Annotated in this window: 21 protein-coding genes and 2 pseudogenes; 7 read left to right on the top strand and 16 right to left on the bottom strand. The window is 67.0% G+C overall.

Annotation, left to right across the window (positions count from 1 at the left end; translation table 11 throughout):
• Positions 1-204: 204 nt before the first annotated feature.
• From sodB to EA796_RS04055, 8 genes are all read right to left on the bottom strand, one after another.
• The gene (sodB, locus tag EA796_RS04090) at positions 205-786 is read right to left on the bottom strand and encodes a superoxide dismutase [Fe] (protein WP_021443757.1); all 582 of its coding nucleotides are present in this window, start codon (positions 784-786) and stop codon (positions 205-207) included.
• A gap of 274 nt (positions 787-1060) precedes the next feature.
• A complete protein-coding gene (locus tag EA796_RS04085) occupies positions 1061-2392 on the bottom strand; it encodes a DUF58 domain-containing protein (protein ID WP_122107613.1) in 1332 nt (443 codons plus the stop codon).
• Positions 2389-3429, bottom strand: a complete 1041-nt coding sequence (locus tag EA796_RS04080; RefSeq protein ID WP_122107612.1) for a MoxR family ATPase — start codon at positions 3427-3429, stop codon at positions 2389-2391. The genes EA796_RS04085 and EA796_RS04080 overlap by 4 nt, the downstream gene beginning before the upstream one ends.
• Positions 3426-4607: a DUF4350 domain-containing protein gene (locus EA796_RS04075; protein WP_122107611.1), complete on the bottom strand. Its 1182-nt coding sequence runs from the start codon at positions 4605-4607 to the stop codon at positions 3426-3428. The genes EA796_RS04080 and EA796_RS04075 overlap by 4 nt, the downstream gene beginning before the upstream one ends.
• A complete protein-coding gene (locus EA796_RS04070; protein WP_122107610.1) occupies positions 4604-6181 on the bottom strand; it encodes a DUF4129 domain-containing protein in 1578 nt (525 codons plus the stop codon). Before EA796_RS04070 ends, EA796_RS04075 begins: the two co-directional genes overlap by 4 nt.
• Positions 6168-7148: a stage II sporulation protein M gene (locus tag EA796_RS04065; protein ID WP_122107682.1), complete on the bottom strand. Its 981-nt coding sequence runs from the start codon at positions 7146-7148 to the stop codon at positions 6168-6170. Before EA796_RS04065 ends, EA796_RS04070 begins: the two co-directional genes overlap by 14 nt.
• Positions 7145-7870 (bottom strand): RDD family protein, encoded by a 726-nt coding sequence (locus EA796_RS04060; protein ID WP_122107609.1) that lies wholly within the window; start codon positions 7868-7870, stop codon positions 7145-7147. Before EA796_RS04060 ends, EA796_RS04065 begins: the two co-directional genes overlap by 4 nt.
• Before the next feature lie 87 nt (positions 7871-7957).
• Complete coding sequence (locus EA796_RS04055; protein WP_122107608.1) at positions 7958-8716, bottom strand: hypothetical protein; 759 nt, start codon at positions 8714-8716, stop codon at positions 7958-7960.
• 180 nt (positions 8717-8896) lie between these two features.
• Here EA796_RS04055 and sbcB point away from each other — a divergent pair, with 180 nt between their 5' ends.
• Positions 8897-10330: an exodeoxyribonuclease I gene (gene sbcB, locus EA796_RS04050; protein ID WP_122107607.1), complete on the top strand. Its 1434-nt coding sequence runs from the start codon at positions 8897-8899 to the stop codon at positions 10328-10330.
• A 259-nt stretch (positions 10331-10589) separates the two neighbouring features.
• Here the strand turns inward: sbcB and mvaT are convergent, their stop codons facing one another.
• Positions 10590-10964, bottom strand: a complete 375-nt coding sequence (mvaT, locus tag EA796_RS04045; protein WP_021442678.1) for a histone-like nucleoid-structuring protein MvaT — start codon at positions 10962-10964, stop codon at positions 10590-10592.
• A gap of 302 nt (positions 10965-11266) precedes the next feature.
• Here mvaT and purU point away from each other — a divergent pair, with 302 nt between their 5' ends.
• The 3 genes from purU to EA796_RS23275 all read left to right on the top strand — a co-directional run bounded on the left by purU (position 11267) and on the right by EA796_RS23275 (position 12961).
• A complete protein-coding gene (gene purU / locus EA796_RS04040) occupies positions 11267-12118 on the top strand; it encodes a formyltetrahydrofolate deformylase (protein WP_021442679.1) in 852 nt (283 codons plus the stop codon).
• A 45-nt stretch (positions 12119-12163) separates the two neighbouring features.
• Positions 12164-12589 (top strand): CBS domain-containing protein, encoded by a 426-nt coding sequence (locus EA796_RS04035; RefSeq protein WP_021442680.1) that lies wholly within the window; start codon positions 12164-12166, stop codon positions 12587-12589.
• Between the two features lie 198 nt (positions 12590-12787).
• The gene (locus EA796_RS23275; RefSeq protein ID WP_021442681.1) at positions 12788-12961 is read left to right on the top strand and encodes a hypothetical protein; all 174 of its coding nucleotides are present in this window, start codon (positions 12788-12790) and stop codon (positions 12959-12961) included.
• A 42-nt stretch (positions 12962-13003) separates the two neighbouring features.
• Here EA796_RS23275 and EA796_RS04030 read toward each other — a convergent pair whose 3' ends face one another.
• Positions 13004-14881: a methyl-accepting chemotaxis protein gene (locus EA796_RS04030; RefSeq protein ID WP_122107606.1), complete on the bottom strand. Its 1878-nt coding sequence runs from the start codon at positions 14879-14881 to the stop codon at positions 13004-13006.
• A gap of 157 nt (positions 14882-15038) precedes the next feature.
• Between EA796_RS04030 and EA796_RS04025 the strand changes: the two genes are divergently transcribed.
• Complete coding sequence (locus tag EA796_RS04025) at positions 15039-16523, top strand: helicase HerA-like domain-containing protein (protein WP_122107605.1); 1485 nt, start codon at positions 15039-15041, stop codon at positions 16521-16523.
• 141 nt (positions 16524-16664) lie between these two features.
• Here the strand turns inward: EA796_RS04025 and EA796_RS04020 are convergent, their stop codons facing one another.
• Positions 16665-16877, bottom strand: a complete 213-nt coding sequence (locus EA796_RS04020) for a hypothetical protein (RefSeq protein WP_122107604.1) — start codon at positions 16875-16877, stop codon at positions 16665-16667.
• A 247-nt stretch (positions 16878-17124) separates the two neighbouring features.
• Positions 17125-17803: pseudogene (locus tag EA796_RS04015) on the bottom strand (aldose 1-epimerase).
• Between the two features lie 100 nt (positions 17804-17903).
• Between EA796_RS04015 and EA796_RS04010 the strand changes: the two are divergent.
• Positions 17904-18659 (top strand): FadR/GntR family transcriptional regulator, encoded by a 756-nt coding sequence (locus EA796_RS04010; RefSeq protein WP_021444899.1) that lies wholly within the window; start codon positions 17904-17906, stop codon positions 18657-18659.
• 7 nt (positions 18660-18666) lie between these two features.
• Here EA796_RS04010 and EA796_RS04005 read toward each other — a convergent pair whose 3' ends face one another.
• Positions 18667-19569: a DMT family transporter gene (locus tag EA796_RS04005; RefSeq protein ID WP_122107603.1), complete on the bottom strand. Its 903-nt coding sequence runs from the start codon at positions 19567-19569 to the stop codon at positions 18667-18669.
• Between the two features lie 103 nt (positions 19570-19672).
• Positions 19673-20481 (bottom strand): annotated as a pseudogene (locus EA796_RS04000) (TRAP transporter large permease); the annotation flags it as partial.
• 189 nt (positions 20482-20670) lie between these two features.
• On the opposite strand from EA796_RS04000, the gene EA796_RS03995 reads away from it, so the two are divergent.
• Entirely contained in the window at positions 20671-20859 is a 189-nt protein-coding gene (locus EA796_RS03995; protein ID WP_371921448.1) for a hypothetical protein, read from the top strand.
• A gap of 277 nt (positions 20860-21136) precedes the next feature.
• Here EA796_RS03995 and EA796_RS03990 read toward each other — a convergent pair whose 3' ends face one another.
• Positions 21137-21487 (bottom strand): antibiotic biosynthesis monooxygenase, encoded by a 351-nt coding sequence (locus EA796_RS03990; protein ID WP_122107602.1) that lies wholly within the window; start codon positions 21485-21487, stop codon positions 21137-21139.
• 44 nt (positions 21488-21531) lie between these two features.
• Positions 21532-22506: a zinc-dependent alcohol dehydrogenase family protein gene (locus EA796_RS03985; protein ID WP_122107601.1), complete on the bottom strand. Its 975-nt coding sequence runs from the start codon at positions 22504-22506 to the stop codon at positions 21532-21534.
• Positions 22507-22646: the final 140 nt, after the last annotated feature.

Here is a 22646-nt window from a genome sequence, read left to right as displayed (position 1 = left end):
TCGGATCAGAGTATTGGCAATCTCGCCCTGGCCGTCAAAGGGCCATCATGCGGGCCAGCAGTTTTTTCTCGACGGCGCGCAGCCTGCCGGTGCAGCAGGCGTCTAGCACTGTGTCGGTGCGCCGGCTGCGGACTTGAGCGCCGTTCGCCGCGGCGAAAACGAAAAACCCGGCCGAGGCCGGGTTTTTCGTTACGGGGCTTGAACTCAGGCCGCGTAGTTCTGGGCGACGAAGTCCCAGTTGACCAGGTTCCAGAACGCCTCGACGTACTTCGGACGCAGGTTGCGGTAGTCGATGTAGTAGGCGTGTTCCCAGACGTCGCAGGTCAGCAGCGGGGTGTCGCCGCTGGTCAGCGGGCAGCCGGCGCCGATGGTGCTGGCCAGGGCCAGGGAGCCGTCGGCCTTCTTCACCAGCCAGCCCCAGCCGGAACCGAAGGTACCGATGGAAACCTTGCTGAACTCTTCCTTGAACTTGTCGAAGGAACCGAAGGCGGCGTTGATGGCGTCGGCCAGGGCGCCGGTCGGCTGACCGCCGCCGTTGGGCGACAGGCAGTTCCAGTAGAAGGTGTGGTTCCAGATCTGCGCGGCGTTATTGAAGATGCCGCCCGAGGAGGTCTTGACGATCTCTTCCAGGGTCTTGCCTTCGAACTCGGTGCCCGGCACCAGGTTGTTCAGGTTCACCACGTAGGTGTTGTGGTGCTTGCCGTGGTGGTATTCCAGGGTCTCGGCGGAAATGTGCGGCTCGAGGGCGTTCTTTTCGTAAGGCAGCGGCGGCAATTCGAAAGCCATGGTCTATCTCCTACTCAGGTCGTGTGCGGTATGCGCATGGGCCGATCACGGGCGGCCGGAACAGCAGGCACGGGTGGCCTGCAAGCGGCGGGAATTTCCACTCCTTGCGCCGCAGACCGGGGATCATAGCACCGCCCCCCGGGCATAACCACGCAGCAACTGTGTGGAAAAGCCGGTGCCAGGGCCCTGTGCCGCGCTTCTGCCAGCGCTTGGCCTGGGTCGAGCGTAGTGGTACCCGGGGTTCGCCTGGAGGACAAGGCTTCGCCATGCCCCCCTATAGCGCGCCGGCTTTCTTCCAGGCCAGGTAGTTGCTGACCAACTCGGGGCCCAGCTCGCCGGGGCGGGCGTCGAGCACCGGCACGTCGTGGGCGGCCAGGCGTTCGTGCAGGTCGGCGCGGGCGTTGAGGTAATCCAGGGTGCCGCAGTAGGCCAGGGCCTGCTCGAACTGCTGCACCGGCTCCTGGCGCAGGCGATCGAGCACTTCCTCGCGCAGGCTGGCGATCAGCACGCGGTGCTGGCGCGACAGGCGCTTGACCGCGGCGAGCAACTCCTGGTCGTCCTCGTCGCGCAGGTTGGTCACCAGCACCACCAGGGCGCGGCGGCGCTGGCGGGCGAGCAGGGCGTCGGCGGCAGCGGCGAAATCGGCCGGCTGCTGGCTGGCGTGCAGGTCGTAGACGGCATTGAGCAGCACGTTGAGCTGGGCCGGGCCCTTGACCGGCGCCAGGTAGCGCGGCTGGTCGCCGGCGAAGGTGGCCAGGCCCACCGCGTCGCCCTGGCGCAGCGCCACGTAGCTGAGCAGCAGGCAGGCGTTGAGGGCGTGGTCGAAGTGTGACAGCTCGTCGTCCTGGCTGCGCATGCGCCGTCCGCAGTCGAGCAGGAAGACGATCTGCTGGTCGCGCTCGTCCTGGTATTCGCGGGCGATGGGGGTGCGCTTGCGCGCGGTGGCCTTCCAGTCGATCTGGCGCAGGCTGTCGCCGTCGCGGAATTCGCGCAGCTGGTGGAACTCCAGGCCGAGGCCGCGACGCGGGCGCTGGCGCACGCCGAGCTGACTGAGCCAGTCGTCCACCGCCTTCAGCTGAGCGCCGTAAAGGCGGGCGAAGTCGGGGTAGACGCGGCTCTCGCCGGGCAACGCCAGCAGGCGCCTGGCCTGCCACAGGCGTAGTGGGCTGGGCAGCGTCAGCTCGCAGTGCCGGAAGTGGAAGTGTCCGCGTACCAGCGGCTTGAGGCGGTAGGCGAAACGCGTCTGCTGGCCGGGGCGCAGGGCGATGCGCTGCGGTAGGTGTTCGAAGGCCATGCCCGCCGGCACATGGTCGAACGCCTCGATCTCCAGGCCCTGGGCGTAATCGTGGTGGGCGGTCAGTTGCACCTCGCTCCAGCGCCCCAGCGGCAGGTTGCCCGGCAGCGCGCGTTCGAGGCGCGGCGAGGGCAGGCGACGCAGCCACAGCGCATCGACCGCGGCGACCAGCAGCAGGGCCAGCAGCAGGCCCCAGGCCAGCGGCATCAGGCTGGCGGCCAGGCGCACGCCGAGCAGGGGCAGGGTGCCGAGCAGTACGGCGACGGCGAACAGGCCGCCGAGCAGCCCGAGGAGCAGGCGCGAGGGTTTCATAGGCGCGGCGCCGGCACCTGGTCGAGCAGCTGTTGCAGCACCTGGTCCACCGACAGGCCCTCGATGTCCAGCTCCGGTGCCAGGCGCACGCGGTGGCGCAGCACGGCCAGGGCGCAGCCCTTGATGTCGTCGGGCAGGACGAAATCGCCACCGCGCAGCAGGGCGCGGGCGCGGGCGCCGCGCACCAGGGCGATCGAGGCGCGCGGCCCGGCGCCCATGGCCAGCCCCGGCCAGCTGCGGGTGGCGCGGGCCAGGCGCACGGCGTAGTCGAGCACCTGGTCGTCCAGCGCCAGGTCGCTGGCGATCTTCTGCAGCGCCAGCACGTCCTTGGCCTGCAGCAGGGTGCGCAGCGGGCTGACCTCGAGCATGTCGGCCTTGGCCGAGCGGGTCACCTGGCGCACCATGCTCAGCTCTTCGTCCGGCGCCGGGTAGTCCATGCGCAGCTTGAGCATGAAACGGTCCAGCTCGGCTTCCGGCAGCGGGTAGGTGCCTTCCTGTTCGATGGGGTTCTGCGTCGCCAGCACCATAAAGGGCAGCGGCACGGCCAACGCGCGGCCTTCCAGGGTCACCTGGCGCTCCTGCATCACTTCCAGCAGCGCGGCCTGGGTCTTGGCCGGGGCGCGGTTGATCTCGTCGGCCAGCAGCAGGTTGGTGAACACCGGGCCCTTGCGCAGCTTGAACTGCTCGCTGGCGAGGTCGTACACGGCGTGACCGGTGACGTCGCTGGGCATCAGGTCGGGGGTGAACTGGATGCGCGCGAACTCGCCGCCGAAGCAGCGCGCCAGGGCGCGCACCAGCAGGGTCTTGCCGAGGCCGGGGACGCCTTCGACCAGCACGTGGCCGCCGGCGATCAGCGCGGTGAGCACGTCGTCGATCACCGCGCCCTGGCCGATCACCGCCTTGCGCAGCTCGGCGCGCAGGGCCTGGGCCAGGGCGCTGGCGCGCTGGCGCTGCTGCGCCTGCGGGTTGCTCGAGGCGGCGGCCGGGGCTTCACTGGCCGACAGGTTTTCGGTATCTGGCGTCTGTTCGCTCGTCATAGGGCATTCCTGAGGCTTTGCAGGTGGGCGACCTGGCGGGTGAAGTCGCTGGCGGAGAGGCGTTGCGGCGGCAGCGGGCGCATGGCCTGGCTGATGTCCCTGGCCGGCAGACGGGTCAGGCGACCGAGCACCTGCCACTGTTCGGCCACGCCGAGTTTGTCGAAGCCGGGATGACGGCGCCGCGCGCGGCGCTTGATGTCCTGTTGCAGGCCCTGCAGCAGGGCCTGCTGGCCGCTGCGGCGGAGGAGAAAGTCGGCGCTGGCGCGCAGGTGCTCCTCCAGCTGGCGGCGGGCGCGGCTGGCGGGGGCGAGCAGCGGGCCGTGGCGCATGCCGAGGTGCCACAGCGCGGCACCGAGCAGCAGCGCCAGCAGCACCAGCGCCAGCGGGAAGTGGCGCAGCAGTAGGCGGGCCAGGTCGTCGCGCTCGGCGCGGTAGAGCAGGGTCACCGCGCTGTCCTGGCCGAGGTACCAGAGCAGCCAGGCGTGGTCGTACTGGTCGATGTTGCGGTTCTGCCAGATCCACGGATCGCTGAGCACGGTGATCAGGCCGTCGCCGTGATACAGCTGCAGCAGGTGGGTGGCGGCATCGCTGTTGGCCCAGGCGTGGGCGCGATTCTGCGCGTCATAGAGGTGGAAGGCGGTGTCGAAGGCGATATAGGCCGGCGCCTGCTCGTTTTCCAGGTAGAGCTTGGTCAGCTGCGGATAGGGCTCGCCGTCGCCAGTCTCCTCGTCGTCCGCGGCCGCTTCCTCTTCGTCCAGCTCCTCGCTCATGTACTGCTGGATGCCGAGCAGGTCGAGCAGCAGGTCGCCGCTCTTGCCTTCCTCCTCGTCCCACAGGCGTTCGGCGACGAACAGCAGATGGCCACCGCCCGCCGTCCACTGCAGCAGGCGCTCGACTTGGCGCGGGGTCATGTTGCCGCGATCGGCCAGCAGCATCAGGGTCTGGCCCTGGCTGGGCAGGCCGGCGAGCACTTCCAGGCCGTCGGCGCGGCGCGCGGCGATGCCCTGCCGGCGCAGGAAGTGTTCGGCGGCGAGATAGGGGCTGCTGGCGACCTCGGGGGCCGGGCCGTGCTCGACTTCGTCTTCGTAGGCTTCGAGCTTGCCCAGCAGGTAGCTGGCGAGCAGGCCCAGACACAGCAGCAGGGCCATGCTCAGGATGAAGCCGGCGCGCCGCGTCATGCCGGGCGCTCCTGGCCGAACAGCTCGCGCCAGCCCTGGCACAGGCCCTGGCGCAGCGCCTCGGGCGGCAGGCGGTGACCGTAGGCCAGGGCCTGCCAGTGGCCGGTGAGCTGGCGGCTGTAGGCGGACAGCTCCTGCTGGTGCAGGGTCTCGACCAGTTGCAGCACCTCGCCCTCGGTGTGCGCCTGTTTCAGCGGCAGCCGGTGTTCGTGCAGCAGGCGGCTGAGCAGGGCACGATAGAGCAGGCCGAGGGCGGCGCGCGGCTGCTCGGCCCAGAGCCGTTCGGCCGCGCTGGCGACGTCCTCGGGCAGGCTCTCCGGCGCCAGCTCCAGGCCGAACAGCTGATCCGGCGGCTGCAGCCGGCGCCGACTCGGCAGGCCGAGGTGCTCGCCGAAGGTCTGCAGCCACTCGCGGTAGCGCCACAGGACGAATACCAGCAGGGCGACCAGGGCGGCCCACAGCAGCGCCTCGAAGACCTGCGCGACTATATCCAGGCTCTTCCACCATTCGCCGAGCTTGAGCAGGTTCTTGAGCATCTCCAGCAGGGCTTCCAGGTCCTCGGGATCGGCCTCCTGCGCCGGTTTTTCCTCGCCGAAGCGCCAGCGGGTGACGGTTTCGCGGTGCTCGAACGGCGGCTCGTCGAGCAGCGCCTCGATGCCGGCGCGCGCCGCCTGGCTGGTCAGCGGCTGCTGCAGCAGGCGCGGCGCATCCGGGCCCTGCGGGTCGAACGGCGCGCTGGCCGTCGGCGCCGAGTCGGCCCAGGCGGCGCCGGGCAGCTGGCTCAGCAGCAGGGCGCAGCCGAGCAGCAGGGCGTAGGCGCTGCCGGTCAGGCGCTGGCGCAGGCGCCGGAAGCTCAGCTCGATGTCCCAGGCCTCCAGGGCGGTGCGCCGGTTGAGGTAGAGGCTGAAGCCGCAGGCGACATAGACCGGCTCCCAGACAATCAGCAGCAGCACGTAGAGCAGGTTGGACAGGTGCTCCAGCCACAGCCACTGGCCGCTGCTGGCGGCGATCAGGGTTTCCCAGCTCCAGTTCAGTTCGATCTGCTGCGGCAGCATCAGGTAGAACAGCGCGGCCAGGCCCATCCACAGGGCGATTTCCAGGTGCATGCCGACCAGGGTCAGCCAGGTGGCGGCGGCGCCGTCGCGCTGGCCGAGGACGATCAGGCGCTGGCTGCGCGCCTGGCCGGCCAGACCTTCGAGCTGCAGCACCGGCAGGTCGAAGCTGCGCGTCGGGCTCAGCCGGCGCCAGGTCAGGCTGGCTAGCAACTGCGGCCCGAGCAGCCGCGGCAGGGCGCGCAGGGCCTGCTTCAGCGTCGGCACGTTGCCGAACAGCGCCTGCGACAGGATGTACAACGGCAGCCGCTCGTACGCCGGCTTGAGCCACCAAAACAGGAAGATCGCCCAGCCCGGGTACTGCCAGAGCAGCGCGCAGAGCAGGGCGAACAGCGGCAGGGTGAGCAGCGCCCAGCTGGCCATCAGCAGGCCGGCGTGGCGGCGGGCGAGTAGCACGCCGAGGTCGATGGCTTCCCAGGCGGTGCGCGGGCGGATGGCGACGCTGGCTTCAGTCAGGCGCATGCTGCCTCCGTCCGGCCAGCAGCAGGTAGCCCAGCACCAGCGCCCACAGCCCGGCGCCGACCGCGTACTTGATGGTCGGGCTGGCGAAGGTGGTGGACGACCAGAAGGCCTCGATAAAGGCCGCCAGCAGGAGGAACAGGATCACCCCGGCGACCAGCTGCACCGCGGTGCCCGCGGCCAGGCGCAGCGCCTCGCCGCGCGGCAGGCGGCCGGGGGCGAGCAGCGCCCAGCCGAGCTTGAAGCCGGCGGCGCCGGCCAGGGCGATGGCGGTCAGCTCGAAGGCACCGTGGCCGACGACGAAGGACCAGAAGGTCTCGCTGTAGCCGATGCGGGTCAGGTGGCCGGCCACCGCGCCGATCATCAGACCGTTGAACAACAGGAAGAACAGGCTGCCCAGGCCCAGCAGCAGGCCGCTGGCGAAGGTCTGAAAGGCGATGCCGATGTTGTTCATGATGTAGAAGCCGAACATCACCCAGTCGTCGCCGGCGTCGCGCTCGCCGAAGCGGCCGAGGCGCCGCGCGTCGGGGTCGTACATTTTCTCCATCTCGCCGACCTGCTCGGGGCTGACCAGGCTGTAGATCAGCTCCGGGTAGAGGTAGGTCAGGCCGCCCATCAACGCCAGGCTGCCGAAGAACAGCAAGCTGGCGACGCACACGCTGCGCCATTCGGCGCGCACCAGGCGGGGGAAGCCGCCGAACAGGAAGCGCACCAGCTGGGCGCCGAGGTGGCTGCGGTGGCGGTAGAACTGCTGGTGGCCGCGCATCGCCAGCTGCTGCAGCTGCTCGATCAGGTGGCTGCTGTAGCCGCGCGCCTCGGCCAGGGCCAGGTGCTGGCAGAGCCGGCGATAGTCGGCGGCGAAGCGGCTGCCGGCCTGCGCCTCGGCCTTGCCTCGCTCGAGGGCGTCGAGCTGCGCGGCGAAGGCGTCCCAGTCGGCCTGGTGGCGGCTTTCGAACAGGCTCTGCTTCATGGCGCGCTCCCCAGCAGGCCGCGGGCGATGCCGTTCAGGCGCGCCTCGGCGTGCTCCGCCGGCACCTGCAGCGGTTCGGCGAGCAGGGCGGCCAGCTCGGCGCGGCGCGCGGCCGACAGCTGGGCGCCGCGTTCGGCGAAGCCGAGCAGCGCGCGTTGCTCGGCCAGGCTGAGCGGGAAGGGCGTCGGCAGGGGGTCGGCCTCCGGCAGCTGCGGGCGCGCCGGCGCGGCGTCGCGGTAGACCACCAGGGTGCCGGCGGCGATATCGCCGAGGCGCTTGAACGCCGGATGGTTGAGGCAGCTGAGAATGCCCAGGCTGTAGCCGAACGGCAGGATGTCGACGAAGCGCAGCAGGTTGCGCGTCAGCGAGGCGGCCCAGCCGATGGGCGTGCCGTCGTCGTGCACCACGCGCAGGCCGAGCAGCTGCTTGCCGGGCGAACGGCCCTGGTTGAGCACCTCGAACAGCACCATGTACCACCAGGTGACGAGAAACAGCAGGATGGTGCCCAGGCCCATGCCGACCTGACCGAGCAGGCCGAGGACGATGAACATCACCGCCAGGATCAGCCCGCGGATCGCCAGGTCGATGGCGAACGCCAGGGCGCGCGGCACCAGGCCGGCGGGGCGCAATTGCAAGTCGATGCCCTCCGGCGTCTCCACCTGGTAGCGGGTGTCCAGGGGCGGCTGTTGCTGCGGGAGGCTGGCGCTTGAGCGTGAGGGCATCGGCGGACTGCATCAGGGAAAGCCCGATGCTAGCGAGCAGCGGGACACGAACGCAACCGGGCCGATGGCTCGGCCCGGCATAACGGCTTACTGGGCGGCGGGCAGCACGCCGAAGATGGTGCGGTAGAGCACGCCCATGGCCACGACCATCAGCGGGATGCTCCAGACCAGGCCGATACCCAGCGGGATGGCGCTGAGGATCACGATCACGCCGAGCAGCAGGAACAGGCCGAAGACCTTGAACCAGTGCTGGCTGATGGCCTTGCGCGAGGCCTCCAGCGCCTGCCAGGGCGACAGGCCGCGCTCGACCACCAGCGGAATCGCCAGCAGATAGGCCACCGCCAGGTAGATGCCGGGGAGCAGCAGCAGGAGCATGCCGAGGTAGATCAGCAGCATCATCACCATGGCGGTGATGATCAGCGGCACGGTGCGGCCGAAGTGGCTGAAGATTTCGTTGAAGCTGATCGGCTGGTCGGCGGCGCGGCGGATGCCGACCATGTTGATCCCGGCCATGAAGGGATAGGCCAGGGCGGAGGCCAGCAGCGACACCAGCACCTCGCCGACCACCACCGCGACCAGGTTGTCGCTGAGGGCGCCGAACACGCCGACTATGCCGCCGAGGATGAAGGTGGCGGCCAGCAGCACCAGGTAGAACACCAGGAAACCGCCGATGATGATGCCCTTGGTGCCTTTGACCTTGGCCCAGGCCTCGCCGATCAGTGCGCCGATGCTGAAGTCGTAGCCGCGGGCCAGCGCTTCTTCGATGCTCGGCGCCTGGTCGCCGAGCGGCTGCTGCAGGTCGCTGACGGGGGCGGCATAGGGATTGGGGGTGGTAGCGTCACTCATGGCGGCGTCCTTGTACGTAGAGTGGGAGAGGTGGCACATGCTAGGGGTACTGGCATTTGGCCTACAAGCGGCGCCTGGGCGGGCATGCAGCGGCTGTGCGCTGGTTCATGCTTTGCCGGCGGCGGCGCGCCTGAGCATGAATGATAGACTGCCTGGCCACTGTGCACTGGGGATACGCGCGTGACTTCCAGCATCTTCTGGTACGACTACGAGACCACCGGCATCAATCCGCGCTGCGACCGTCCGCTGCAGGTGGCCGGTATCCGCACCGACGAGGCGCTCAACGAGATCGACGAGCCGTTGAACCTCTACTGTCGGCCCAGCGACGACATCCTGCCGCACCCGGCCGCCTGCCTGGTCACCGGCATCGACCCGCAGCGCCTGCAGCAACTGGGGCTGGACGAGGGCGAGTTCGTCACCCGGGTGCATGCCGCGCTGTCCGCGCCGGGCACCTGCGGCGCCGGCTACAACAGCCTGCGCTTCGACGACGAGGTCACCCGTTACAGCCTCTATCGCAACTTCTTCGATCCCTACGCCCGCGAATGGCAGGGCGGCAACAGCCGCTGGGACCTGATCGACCTGGTGCGCACCGCCTACGCCCTACGCCCGGAGGGCATCGAGTGGCCGGAGGAAGACGGCCGCGTGACCCTCAAGCTGGAACGCCTGACCCAGGCCAACGGCATCGACCATGGCCAGGCCCACGACGCGCTGTCCGACGTGCGCGCCACCATCGGCCTGGCGCGCCTGCTGCGCGAGCGGCAGCCGCGGCTGTACGACTTCCTCTATCAATTGCGCAGCAAGCAGCGGGTGCTGGATCAGATCCGCCTGCTGCAGCCGCTGCTGCATGTGTCCGGGCGTTTCTCCGCGGCGCGTCATTACCTGGCGCCGGTGCTGCCGCTGGCCTGGCACCCGCGTAACCGCAACGCGCTGATCGTCTGCGACCTGCAGGCCGACCCGGCGCCGTTGCTGGAGCTGGATGCCGAGACCCTGCGCAGCCGCCTGTACACCCGGCGTGAGGAGCTGGCCGAGGGCGAGGCGCCGGTGCCGCTGAAGCTGCTGCATATCAACCGCTGCCCGGTGGTGGCGCCGCTGTCGGTGCTGCGCGAGCAGGATCGTCAGCGCCTGCAGCTGGACTGGGCGCAGTGCCAGCGCCACGCCGAGGCGCTGCAGGCGGCGCAGGCGCTGTGGCAGGACAAGCTGGCGACCATCTATCGCGAGGAGGCCTTCGCCGCCAGCGGCGACCCCGAGCAGCAGCTGTACGAGGGTTTTATCGGCGACCGCGACCGCCGCCTGTGCGAGCAGGTGCGCCGTGCCGAGCCCGAGGCGCTGGCCAACCAGGACTGGCCGTTCGACGACGCGCGTCTGCCGGAGTTGCTGTTCCGCTATCGCGCACGCAACTTTCCGGACAGCCTGTCGCCGGCCGAGCGGCAACGCTGGCAGGAGTTCTGCCGCCAGCGTCTGAATGCCGCCGAGTTCGGCGCACCCAATACCCTGGGGCAGTTTCGTCAGGCGCTGGATGAATTGCGCGGTAACTGCACGCCGAGCCAAGTGCAACTTCTGCAGCAATGGCAGGCGTATGCGGAGGATGTGCAGGCGCGCTACGGGATAAATTAGCCGCGGCGCCGGCAACGGGGCATAGCCCAATTGTGCACGGGCATATCGAGCGGGGTGGCGGCGGCCGGCGCTTGTTTGTCCGGGCGCGCTGGCGAGTTGCCCTGTGGCAATTGCCGGCTGGGCGTTGGCCGTGGCCCGCACGGCAAACTTGCGGGGCGCCAGACGAGTTGCCGGCAACAATTGCGCCGGTCATCCCGCGGCAAAATAACGGCAATAAAAAACGCCAGCAGGGCTGGCGTTTTCGGGTATTGCGCGAGGCTTAGCCGAGCAGGGTGGCCCAACCTTCGACGACGTCGGCGCCCCACTTGGCTTTCCACTCTTTCAGGGTCTTGTGGTTGCCGCCTTTGGTTTCGATCACTTCGCCGCTGTGCGGGTTCTTGTACTGCTTGACCTTGCGCGCGCGCTTGGTGGCAACGGGCTTGCCGGCACGCGGGGCCTTGCCGACCTTGGCTTCCGGGTCGAGCAGGGCAATGATGTCGCGCAGGGACTTCTGATATTCGCCCATCAGGGTGCGCAACTTGCCTTCGAATTCCAGTTCCTTTTTCAGCTTGTCGTCTTGCGACAGGTTCTTCAGGCGCTCTTGCAGCTCCTTGATGGCTTCTTCGGTGGCGCGGTATTCATTGATCAGCGACATGGACTTTACCTTGGCGTGAATAGGTTTAAAAAGTGAGCAGTGAGGCAATAATAGTCACGCACTTATAACAAGTAAACAGTGTCGGAGAAAATAGCCGTGGTGCACTGCAAGGTTTTGTAACCACGGGCTTTAATTTAAACCGGGTATTTCCGCGCTGGCCGAAGTTGCCTGTTTTTCCGCCGCCTCGATATTTTTCCGCGCCCGGTCAGGGGGCCACGGGTGCCCGGCCCTCCGCGCTACTGCAGTTTCCCCGGCTTGTCGCTAGAATGGCCGACTTTTGCGCCGTCATTGGGGGTTTGTATATGCGCACGTTCAGACTGGTCATCGCCTGCCCGGATCGCGTCGGCATCGTCGCCAAGGTCAGTAGTTTCCTGGCGACCTACAACGGCTGGATCACCGAAGCGAGTCATCATTCCGATACCCAGAGCGGCTGGTTCTTCATGCGGCACGAGATTCGCGCCGATTCCCTGCCGTTCGAGCTGGAGGGCTTCCAGCAGGCCTTCGCGCCGATTGCCCGCGAATTCTCCATGGAGTGGCGCATCACCGACTCGGCGCAGAAGAAGCGCGTGGTGCTGATGGCCAGCCGCGAGTCGCACTGCCTGGCCGACCTGCTGCACCGCTGGCACAGCGACGAGCTCGACTGCGCCATTCCCTGCGTGATCTCCAACCACGACGACCTGCGCAGCATGGTCGAGTGGCACGGCATCCCCTACTTCCATGTGCCGGTCGATGCACAGGACAAGGCACCGGCCTTCGCCGAGGTGGAGCGCCTGGTCAAGCAGCACCAGGCCGACGTCATCGTCCTGGCGCGCTACATGCAGATCCTGCCGCCGGCACTGTGCGCCGAGTACGCGCAGCGGGTGATCAACATCCACCACAGCTTCCTGCCGTCCTTCGTCGGCGCCAAGCCCTACCACCAGGCTTCGCTGCGCGGGGTCAAGCTGATCGGCGCCACCTCGCACTACGTCACCGAGGAGCTGGACGCCGGGCCGATCATCGAGCAGGACGTGGTGCGCGTCACCCACCGCGACGATATCGAGGAAATGGTGCGCCTGGGCAAGGACGTGGAGAAGATGGTGCTGGCGCGTGGGCTACGCTATCACTTGGAAGACCGGGTTCTGGTGCACGACAACAAGACGGTGGTGTTCGACTGATCTTGCACCGTGGGCCGAACCGATGCTCGCCAGAGGAGATCGCCCATGCTCAAGTCCATCAAGGTGCGGGACTACATGACCCGCCATCTGGTGACCTTCAGGTCGGATACCGATCTGTTCACCGCCATCAACCGCCTGCTGGAGCACCGTATCTCGGCGGCGCCGGTGGTCGATTCTCAGGGCCACCTGATCGGCCTGCTGTCGGAGGGCGACTGCCTGCGCGGCATCCTCTCCGGCGCCTACTACGAGGCCATCGGCGGCAACGTCAGCGCCTACATGACCGCCGAGGTCGAGACCATCTCGCCGGAGGCGGACATCATCGAGCTGTCCGAGCGCTTCCTGCGCGGTCGGCGTCGGCGCCTGCCGGTGGTCGAGGACGGTCACCTGATCGGCCAGATCAGCCGCCACGACGTGCTGCGGGCGGTCAAGGAGTTCGCCCAGCATGAGCAGGGCAAGCTGGAAGCCGGTTAGAGCCTGTTCAAAGTCTGCTGCGCGTCGGTACTGATGCGTTAAAAACAGGCTTGGAATGCTCATTTACAACTCGTAAAGTCGCCCGCGACTCCGACCGTTCCTCGCCTGTTTTGACCAGCCGAAGGCTGTTACTAGCGTAGCGCCTTGCATTGCTCTAGTTCGCGAGACTTTGAACAGGCTCTGAGTGAGGAGGACTTGATGAGCGATCCACTGGACAAGGCGACGTCCAAGGCGCCGCCGACCCTGGGCGAGGGCTGCGTGCGCCGCTACGACCCGGACGCCTTGAGCGAGGACGACGGCACCGAGTTCGCCGAGGCCGCCGAATTGTGGCGGCAGCTGCAGGAACAGGCGCCGCCTGAGCCTGAGCCATAACGACCAAGGGCGCCGTGGCGCCCTTGGTCTCGTTTCGCGTACTCAGATGCGGAAGCTGTCGACCAGTTGCTTGAGGCGCGCGGCCTGTTGCTCCAGGTCGCCGCAGGCGCGCAGGGTGGCCTGCAAGTTCTCCACGCCTTCCTGGTTGAGGGTGTTGATCTCGATGATGTCCATGTTCAGCGACTCGATCACCGAGGTCTGCTCCTCGGTGGCGGTGGCCACCGACTGGTTCATCCCGTCGATCTCGCCGATGCGCGCGGTGACCGTGCCCAGGCGTTCGCCGGCCTGGTTGGCGATCGCCACACTTTCCTCGCTGTAGCGCTGGCTCTCGGTCATGGTGGTGACCGACTCGCGCGAGCCGACCTGCAGCTCCTCGATCATCTTCTCGATTTCCTGCGCCGACTCCTGGGTGCGGTGCGCCAGGTTACGCACCTCGTCGGCGACCACGGCGAAGCCGCGGCCGGCCTCGCCGGCGCGGGCGGCCTCGATGGCGGCGTTGAGCGCCAGCAGGTTGGTCTGCTGGGAAATGCTCTTGATCACCTCGAGAATCTGGCCGATGTCCACGGTCTTGCTGTTGAGCATCTCGATCTTGGCGCAGGCGTCGCTGATCTTGTCCGACAGCTCGCTCATCGAGGAGATCGCCTGCTGCACCACCTTGCCGCCGTCCTCGGCCTGATGGCGGGCGTCGGAGGCCTGGGTCGAGGCGTCGGCGGCGTTACGCGCGATCTCTTGGGCGGCGGCACCCAGCTCGTTGATCGCCGCAGCCACGCTGTTGGTGCGGCTGGCCTGCTCGTCGGAGTTGGCCATCGACGAGTTGGAGGCGTTGACCACCAGCTTGGCCACCTCGTTGACCTGCACGGTGGCCGAGGACACCTCGCGGATCGAGCTGTGGATGCGCTCGACGAACTGGTTGAAGGCGCGCGCCAGGGCGCCGAACTCGTCGTTGGACTGGATCGCCAGGCGCTTGGTCAGGTCGCCCTCGCCCTGGGCGATGTCCTGCATGGCCTTGCCCATGGTGTTGAGCGGCTGCATCAGCACGCGGATCAGCACACCGAGCAGGGCGATGATCAGCACCACGGCGATGACGGTGGCGACTATGGCCGAGGCGCGGAACTCGGTGAGCATCGCGTAGGCCTTGGCCTTGTCGATGGACAGGCCGACGTGCCAGTCGACCGAAGGTAGGCCCTTGACCGGGGTGAAGGTGAGGATGCGGGTGTTGCCGTCTTGTTGCGCCTCGCTGAACTCGCTGCTGATGCGCGGAGTGTTCTGCGGGTAGATGTCCTTGAGGTTCTTCATCACCAGGTTCTTGTCCGGGTGCACCAGGATCTTGCCGTCGGCGCTGACCAGGAAGGCGTAGCCGATGCCGTCGAAGTCCAGGGCGTTGATGATGTCGACCAGGGTCTGCAGGCTGAGGTCGCCGCCGACCACGCCGGCCGGCTTGGCCGGGGTGGCGATGGTGATGATCAGCTCGCCGGTGGCGGCGTCGACGTAGGGTTCGGTGAGGGTGGAGCCGCCGGCGGCCATGGCATCCTTGTACCAGGGCCGGGTGCGCGGATCGTAGCCCTCGGGCATGTCGGCGTCCGGGCGCATGGTGAAGTCGGCGTTCTCGGCGCCCAGGTAGGTGAAGGCGAAGGAGGAGGTCAGCGCCTTCTGCTCCAGCAGCTTGACCACGCGATCCGGGCTGTTGTCGTTGACGATCGACTGGGCGGCGCTTTCCACCAGGAGGATGCGCCCGGACAGCCAGTTCTGGATGTTGCTGGCGGTCACGTCGCCCATTTCATGCAGGTAGCTCTCCAGGTCCGCACGGATGGCGTTGCGTTGCAGGTAATCGTTGTAGAGGGTGAACAGGGAGAAGGCGACTATCACCACCAGCGATGCTGCGAGCAGGATCTTGTGGCTGAACTGCAGGTTTTTAGTCATGTTGTCTTGCGTCCGGAAGGCTCTGGAACCAGTCTTGTGTTCCACGAAGCCGCCAGTGGGGCGGTTCGTGGGAGATTGTGGCGAAGGCAATTCGCCTTTGGTCTGATGCCTATGTCGGCATACCTGCAGTAAAGCTTTAACCCAGGGGATGGCAAAGATGCCTTTGATTTCGCAGTTCGTACTGGGCGCCGGCAGCGATGGCCAGCCCGTCGGCCAGCCGTTGCGCCTGGCCAACCGTCACGGTCTGATCGCCGGCGCCACCGGCACCGGCAAGACGGTGACCCTGCAGCGCCTGATCGAGACCTTCAGCGACGCCGGCGTGGCGGTGTTCGCCGCCGACGTCAAGGGCGACCTGTGCGGCCTCGGCGCTGCCGGTGCGCCGCAGGGCAAGGTCGCCGAGCGCATCGCCAGCATGGCCTGGCTGCAGCACCGGCCGCAGGCCTATCCGCTGTGCCTGTGGGACGTGCACGGGCAGAGCGGCCACCCGCTGCGCACCACCTTGAGCGAGATGGGCCCGCTGCTGCTCGGCGCCCTGCTGGAACTGACCGACAGCCAGCAGGCGGCGCTCTACGCCACGTTCAAGGTGGCCGACCGCGAGGGTTTGCTGCTGCTCGATCTGAAGGACCTCAAGGCGCTGCTCGGCCACCTCAAGGACAACCCGCAGGTGCTCGGCGAGGACAGCGCGCTGTTCACCAACACCTCGGCGCAGGCGCTGCTGCGGCGCCTGGCCAGCCTGGAGCAGCAGGGCGCCGAGGCGCTGTTCGGCGAGCCGGCGCTGCAACTCGAGGACCTGCTGCACCCCGATCGCGACGGCCGCGGCCGGGTTCACCTGCTCGACGCCAGCCGCCTGGTGCACGAAGCGCCCAAGGTCTACGCGACCTTCCTGCTGTGGCTGCTGGCCGAGCTGTTCGAGCAGCTGCCCGAACGTGGCGACGCCGACAAGCCGGTGCTGGCGCTGTTCTTCGACGAGGCGCACCTGCTCTTTCAGGGCACGCCCAAGGCGCTGCAGGAGCGCCTGGAGCAGGTGGTGCGGCTGATCCGCTCCAAGGGCGTGGGGGTGTACTTCGTCACCCAGTCGCCCAGCGACCTGCCGGACGACGTGCTGGCCCAGCTCGGCCTGCGCATCCAGCACGGCCTGCGCGCCTTCACCGCCAAGGAGCAGAAGGCGCTGCGCGCGGTGGCCGACGGTTTCCGCCCCAATCCGGCGTTCGACAGCCTGGGCGTGCTGACCGAGCTGGGCATCGGCGAGGCGTTGGTCGGCACCCTGGAGGAGAAGGGCACGCCGGCCATGGTGCAGCGCGTGGCCATCGCCCCGCCGCAGTCGCGCATCGGCCCGCTGAGCGAGAGCGAGCGCGCCGCCCTGGTGCGTCAGTCGCCGTTGGCCGGGCGCTACGACAAACCCGTCGACCGTGAATCGGCCTACGAGCTGCTCACCGCCCGCGCCGCCCAGGCCAGCGCCGAGGCGCCGGCCCAGCCGAGCGGACGGCAGAAGGCCGCGGCGCCGGAGCAGGGGCTGGGGCAGATAGCCGGCGAACTGCTCGGTGGGGCGATGAAGTCGGCGCTGCGCCAGGCGGCCAACCAGCTCGGGCGGCAGCTGGTGCGCGGGCTGATGGGGTCGCTGCTGGGCGGCAGGAGACGCTAGCCGGCGAGGGCAGGGTGGACAGGGCGAAGCCGGGTCCACCCTTTACCGGCGCGCCGGATAAGCCTGGCGGCATGTCCGGCCTGCGCAATCGCGGTAGTAGCGAAGCGGCGATGAAAGGCTAGTTCGGCAGAGGGCCTGGCACTATTCGCTGGCGGCGTCTTGCTTGTCCTGACGTTCTTTTTCGATCTTTTCGATTTCCTTATCGAAGGCCTGGTCGAGCAGGCTGGGTTTCTTGCGCCAAGGTTTGCGGTCGGGGTCCGGCTGCGCGGCGTAGGTGATGACTTCCCCGCCGTATACATCCTTGTAACGCTGCGCCTGGCGCTCGAGTTCGGCGCGCAGTTCGTCTTTCGTCACTGGGTTTACCTATATGGTCTGGCGATCGACCCGCATGACGCGTGAAGCACTCCGCTTCACTGCTGCGGTCAGGGATCAATCTAGGGTGCTGCTGATGGTTTCGTTCGGCGAATACTTTGCAAAGTGTCAGAGCTTGCAAGTTTCCCGTTCTTATTCAGTTACTTATGTGTATGTAACTTTTTATAAGTGAAGTTGCGAGAGGCAACTTGCGCGCCATTATCGCGAAGTGTCGGCGAATGTCCAGCGCTCAGTTATCGAGTGCCTGGTACTCCAGGCTGAACAGCAGCCGGCAACTTTGCCCCGGCGCCAGCAGTTGCAGGCCCGGGCGCCCCGGCAGGTGGTGGGCGTTGACCGGATGGCTGACCGGCTCGAAACAGAAGAAGTTCTGCTCCTGCGGGCAATACAGCAAGAAGAACTCGGCGCCCTCGGCGTGGCAGAGCAATTGATAGCCGGCCTCCGGCTGTACGATAAGCGCGCTGCCCGGCCAGCCAGTAAAGGCATTGTCCAGCGTCTGTGCCGGCAGGGTGGCAAGTTCGGCGAAGTTTCAGGCCGCGGGTAACTCGGCCAGTTGAGTGGAGAGTTTGTCGGCGTCGCACAGCCATACTTGCCAGGCCTGCGCTTGCAGGCGGGTATGTGCGGTGCGGGTGAGATAGGGATGCAGGCCGAGGCCGTACCAGGTCGGCCGCTCGCCGAGGTGGGTGGCCTGCAGGCGCAGGCTCAGGCGCCCGTCCGCCAGTCGCACCTGCAGGCGCGCGCGGTAAGGGGAAGGGCTGCAGGCTGTCCAGTTGCAGGGTGGCGCTGTCGGATGTCGCATCAACCAGCTGCCAGGCGCTCAAACGGGTCCAGTTGACCAGGCTGGCGCCCAGTTCGGGGGCCAGGGTCAGGCGGGTCAGGCTGTCGTGCCGGGTCAGCAAGGTGGTCGGCATCTGCCGCTCCGGTGTCGCTATTTGTCGGGAATTCATAGCGTCATCGTACAACTGCTGGGCTATGATTGCGGCTTAGCCGTCAGCCGAGAGCGCTCCTGCCATGGAAACCCCCAACGCCCAACCCCGCGCCCGCCGCAAGCACCGTAGTCTGGCCCAGGAGTTGGTGGCCGAGCTGTCGCAGCGTATCCGCGACGGTGCAATCAAGCGCGGCGAGAAGCTGCCCACCGAGTCGGCGATCATGGAGGAGCAGGGCGTCAGCCGCACCGTGGTGCGCGAGGCGCTGTCGCGGCTGCAGGCCGCCGGTCTGGTGGAAACCCGCCACGGCATCGGCACTTTCGTGCTCGACACCCCCAGCCCCAGTGGCTTTCGCATCGACCCGGCGACCATCGTCACCCTGCGCGACGTGCTGGCGATTCTCGAATTTCGCATCAGCCTGGAAGTGGAGTCCGCCGGCCTGGCCGCGCAGCGCCGCAACGAGGCGCAACTGAAGGCCATCCGCGAGGCGCTGGACGCGATCAGCGAGAGCGCGGCGCACGCCAGCGACGCGGTGTCGTCGGATTTCCAGTTCCACCTGCGCATCGCCGAGGCCACCGGCAACCGCTACTTCACCGACATCATGAGTCACCTGGGCACCAGCATCATTCCGCGCACCCGGGTCAATTCCGCCAGCCTGGCGCGCGACGACCAGGCGCACTACATGGCGCGTCTTGCGCGCGAGCACGAGCAGATCTTCGAGGCCATCGCCCGCCAGGACTCGGAGGCGGCGCGCGCCGCCATGCGGCTGCACCTGACCAACAGCCGCGAGCGCCTGCGTCAGGCGCACGAGGCCGCCGAGGCCGAGGCGCTGCACGGCTGAGCCATGGCTAGCGGCGGTAGGCCAGCAGGACGATGCCGCCGACCACGATCAGCCCGCCGACCACCTGCAGGGCGCCGAGCAGCTGATCGAGAATCAGCCAGCCGAACAGCATCCCGGCCACCGGCTCCATGTTCATCACCGGCGCGTTGCGCGCGATATCCAGGCGCGGCATGCATATGAACAGCACCGAAAACGCCGTGCCGTAGAGCAGTACCAGGCAGGCCAGGGCTACCCAGCCGACCGCTGCATCGGGCAGGCCGAGGCCACCGGGCAGGGCGCCGCTGGCGCCGGCCAGGGCCGAGGCGCTGAACACCACCGCCATGGTCAGCATGCTGCGCACCCGCCCGGGCATCGCCGACAGCCGGTGTTCAGTAATCCACAACGCAACGGCGAATACCGCCGCTGCGGTCAGGCTGAACGACACCCCTTCGATCCAGCGCGCATCGAGCTGGGCCTGACCGGCCAGGCGCGCCGGCACGTCCAGCACCAGCACCAGGCCGAACAGGATCAGGCCCATGATCAGCGCCGCGCGGCCGGTCGGTCGTGGGCCGCCGAGGGCCCAGGTGAGCAGCGCCAGGAGGATCGGCGAGAGGTTCACCACCAGCAGCGCCAGGCCCACCGGGATGCGCGCCACCGCCGAATAGATGCAGAAGCTCTGCACCGCGATCAGCAGCCCCAGCACCAGCTGCCAGCCCCAGGTCTGGCGGCTCAGGCGCAGCGAGTCGCGTTGCCACAGCACCAGGGCGGCGAGCACCAGCAGGGTCACCCCAGAACGGCAGAGGATCGCCAGCAGCAGGCCGGCGTAGTGGTCGAAGGCGATACGCGCGGCGATATGGTTGCCGGCGAAGGAGCAGGCCAGGGTGGCGAGGATCAGCGCGGCGATATGCCGGGGGAACGGGGCGGCGTGCATGGCGTGGCGTTACGTCCTTATAAAGCAAGAGCCGCCAGGTGGCGGCTCGGGGTGAATGGGGCAGGCCTCGCTTCCGCAGAACGGGAGTGGAGCGGGCGCGGGTTCAGAGCACCACGCTGGGTAGCCACAGCGAGATGGCGGGGATGTAGGTGACCGCCATCAGCACCGCGAACAGCGCGGCGTAGAACGGCAGCAGCGCTTTCACCGTGCTCTCGATGCTGACCTTGCCGATGGCGGCGCCGACGAACAGCACCGCGCCCACCGGCGGGGTGATCAGGCCGATGCCCAGGTTGACCAGCATGATCATGCCGAAGTGTACCGGGTCGACGCCGAAGGAGGTCACACCGGCAGCAGGATCGGCGTGAGAATCAGGATCAGCGGCGCCATGTCCATCAGCGTGCCCAGGGCCAGCAGCATGAAGTTGACGCACATCAGGATCACGTAGCGGTTGTCCGACAGGGTCAGGAAGGCCGTGGTGATCTTCGACGGAATCTGCATCAGGGTCATGATGTAGCCGAAGCTGGCGGCGAAGGCGATCAGGATCATCACGATCGACAGGGTGCGCACGGTGCGGTGCAGCATCTTCGGCAGTTCGCTCCACTTGTAGTCGCGGTAGATGGACATGGTCACGAAGAAGGCCCAGACCACCGCCACCGCGGCCGACTCGGTGGCGGTGAACACGCCGCTGAGGATGCCGCCGAGGATGATCACCATGGTCATCAGGCCCCACAGCGCCTCGACGCAGATCTTCAGCGCCTGGCGCAGCGGAATCACCTCGCCCTTGGGGTAGTTGCGCTTGCGCGCGAACAGCAGGCACAGCGCGGCCATGGTGAAACTGAGCAGCAGGCCCGGGCCGATGCCGGCGACGAACAGCGCGGCGATCGACACCGTGCCGCCGGCGGCCAGCGAGCGAACAAGGTGAGAAACGGCTGGGCACGCGCACCCTTCGTCTCTTGTGACCAATGTTGTATGACAACGTATCTCGCATGAATTCGGGCCAGCGCCCTGGGTAAGGTGCCCGGACTCCCGAGGGGCAGAGCATGAGTCGAGAAACTTCCGATTCGCGCGCCGCCCCTGATCGACGTGGCCAAGGTGGCCGGCGTGTCGCCCATTAGCCTGTCCCGCGCCCTGGGCTGTCCCGAGGTGGTCGGCTTCGGCGACCTGTCCTGCGCGGCGCACACCCATCCGCCGCTGACCACCGTGCGCATCGACGGCCTGCGCATCGGCCGCACCATCGCCGAACCGGCGCTGGTGCACCAGTCGTTGCGCCTGGATGTGGGGGCGAGGTGATCGAGCGGGGGAGTGGGTGAGGGGAGTCGAGCGAGGGGCAGTCGATAGCGCCCTCGATGGGCCCCCGCGCGCCCCAGGTTATTTGGCGGCCCAGTCTCCGATCAGCGGCTATTTAGCTTGATCGCAATAAGATCACCACACTGAACAGCTGAATTTGACCTGACAGTCGCGGGCCTCAAGGCAGGTAACTGTCAGATCAACTCACGATCACTGCAAATTAGCGACATCTGGTCCGCATGTTTCTGACAACGGCCAATTCTTTGCAGCCCGCAACCGCCTAAGACACCGGCATTGCCCGGTCAAAGATGCTGTTTTGATCGTCATCCTTTCCCGTAGTAAAAGCCGCTCCCTCAATGTGATAGACCGTCGGCTCTTCGGAAAAATATTCCTGCAGGCCGAGCATGAACAGCCGATGGTCTTCGCTCGCTTCGAAGCCCGGCGTGTGGTCCTCGAGTGAAGCCCAGCGCACGATCAGGTTGAACCGCTCGGGGCTTTCGATACCGGGCGCGAGCATGTGGCCGCCATACCCCTTGGCGCGGCGGAGCAAAGGTGCAACCTCGGCAAATGCGCGTTTGAAGGGTTCAATCTGTTCTTGGTGAACGGGCAGCAGTGCGATTTCATAAATCATTGCGGTATTCCTCTAGAGTAAGTTCGGCAGTTGCACCTATGCCCTTACGGGGCGAGCGAGGGCTCGACGGCAATCGCGATTTTTCCGCGAAGACCATTGTTGGGCGTCTCCAGCAGCGCGTGTGCGCTTGAAATGTCAGCGAGCGAATAGATCGCGCCAACATGCGGCCGCAGCTGGCCGCGCTCGACCAAGGCGCTCAGCTCATCGAGCTTGCCGCGGTTCTGGCGGGTGAAGACGAAGTGGTAACTGGCGTTCTTGCCCCAGGCCTGAATGAGGTTCTGCGGCTTGGCGATGTCCACGATCGAGACCACGCGGCCGAGCTGGGCGAGCGCGTCGGGGCTACGGGTCAAGGTGTCGCCGCCGATGGTGTCGAAGATCACATCGACGCCCTGGCCATCGGTTTCCCGCAGGATGGCGTCCACGTAATCCTCTTGTTCGTAGTCGATGACCACGTCGGCACCCAGCCCACGGGCGAACTCGAAGTTCGCTTCGCGCACGGTGGTGAACACCCGCGCGCCAATGGCCTTTGCCACCTGGATCGCGACATGGCCCACGCCACCCGCGCCGCCGTGGATCAGAATGCTTTCCCCGACCCGGAGCGATACACGCCCGACCAGGGCTTCCCATACCGTCCCGCCTACCAGCGTGAGGCTGGCCGCCTCGAGATGGCTCAGCGATGCCGGCTTCTTGCCGATGATGCTTTCGGAGGCGACGTGGTACTCGGCATAGCTGCCATCGCCTTCGAAGATTTGCGTGGTGTACCAGACTTCGTCGCCTGGCACGAAGCTCGTCACCCCTGGGCCGACGGCTTCGACGACGCCGGATACGTCATGCCCGGTAATGGCGGGGAGAGGCACGTAGTCGACATAGTCGCCCCGACGTACCTGGTAATCCAAGGGGTTGATGGAGGTTGCGTGAACCCGCACCAGCACTTGTCCTGCATCCGGCACCGGCTTGGGTACGTCACGCAGCTCGAACGATTGCGGGCCGCCGAATGAGTTGAGAATTTGCGCTTTCATGGTAGTTCCTCGTTTCTGGAAAAAGGGATATAGGGAATTTTCGATATATAGAGCCAAAGAATTAACGGGTCTTTCCTGCGATCTCTCTATCGTGAGCGCTTCGGTAAAAAGGGATATCGAGAATTATCGATGTTGTGCGT

Source organism: Pseudomonas sp. AOB-7 (assembly GCF_003696305.1).
In the GTDB taxonomy this organism is placed as follows: Bacteria; Pseudomonadota; Gammaproteobacteria; order Pseudomonadales; family Pseudomonadaceae; genus Aquipseudomonas.
The sequence above is the reverse complement of the archived record's forward strand: the minus strand, read 5'-3'. Positions and strand labels throughout refer to the sequence as shown.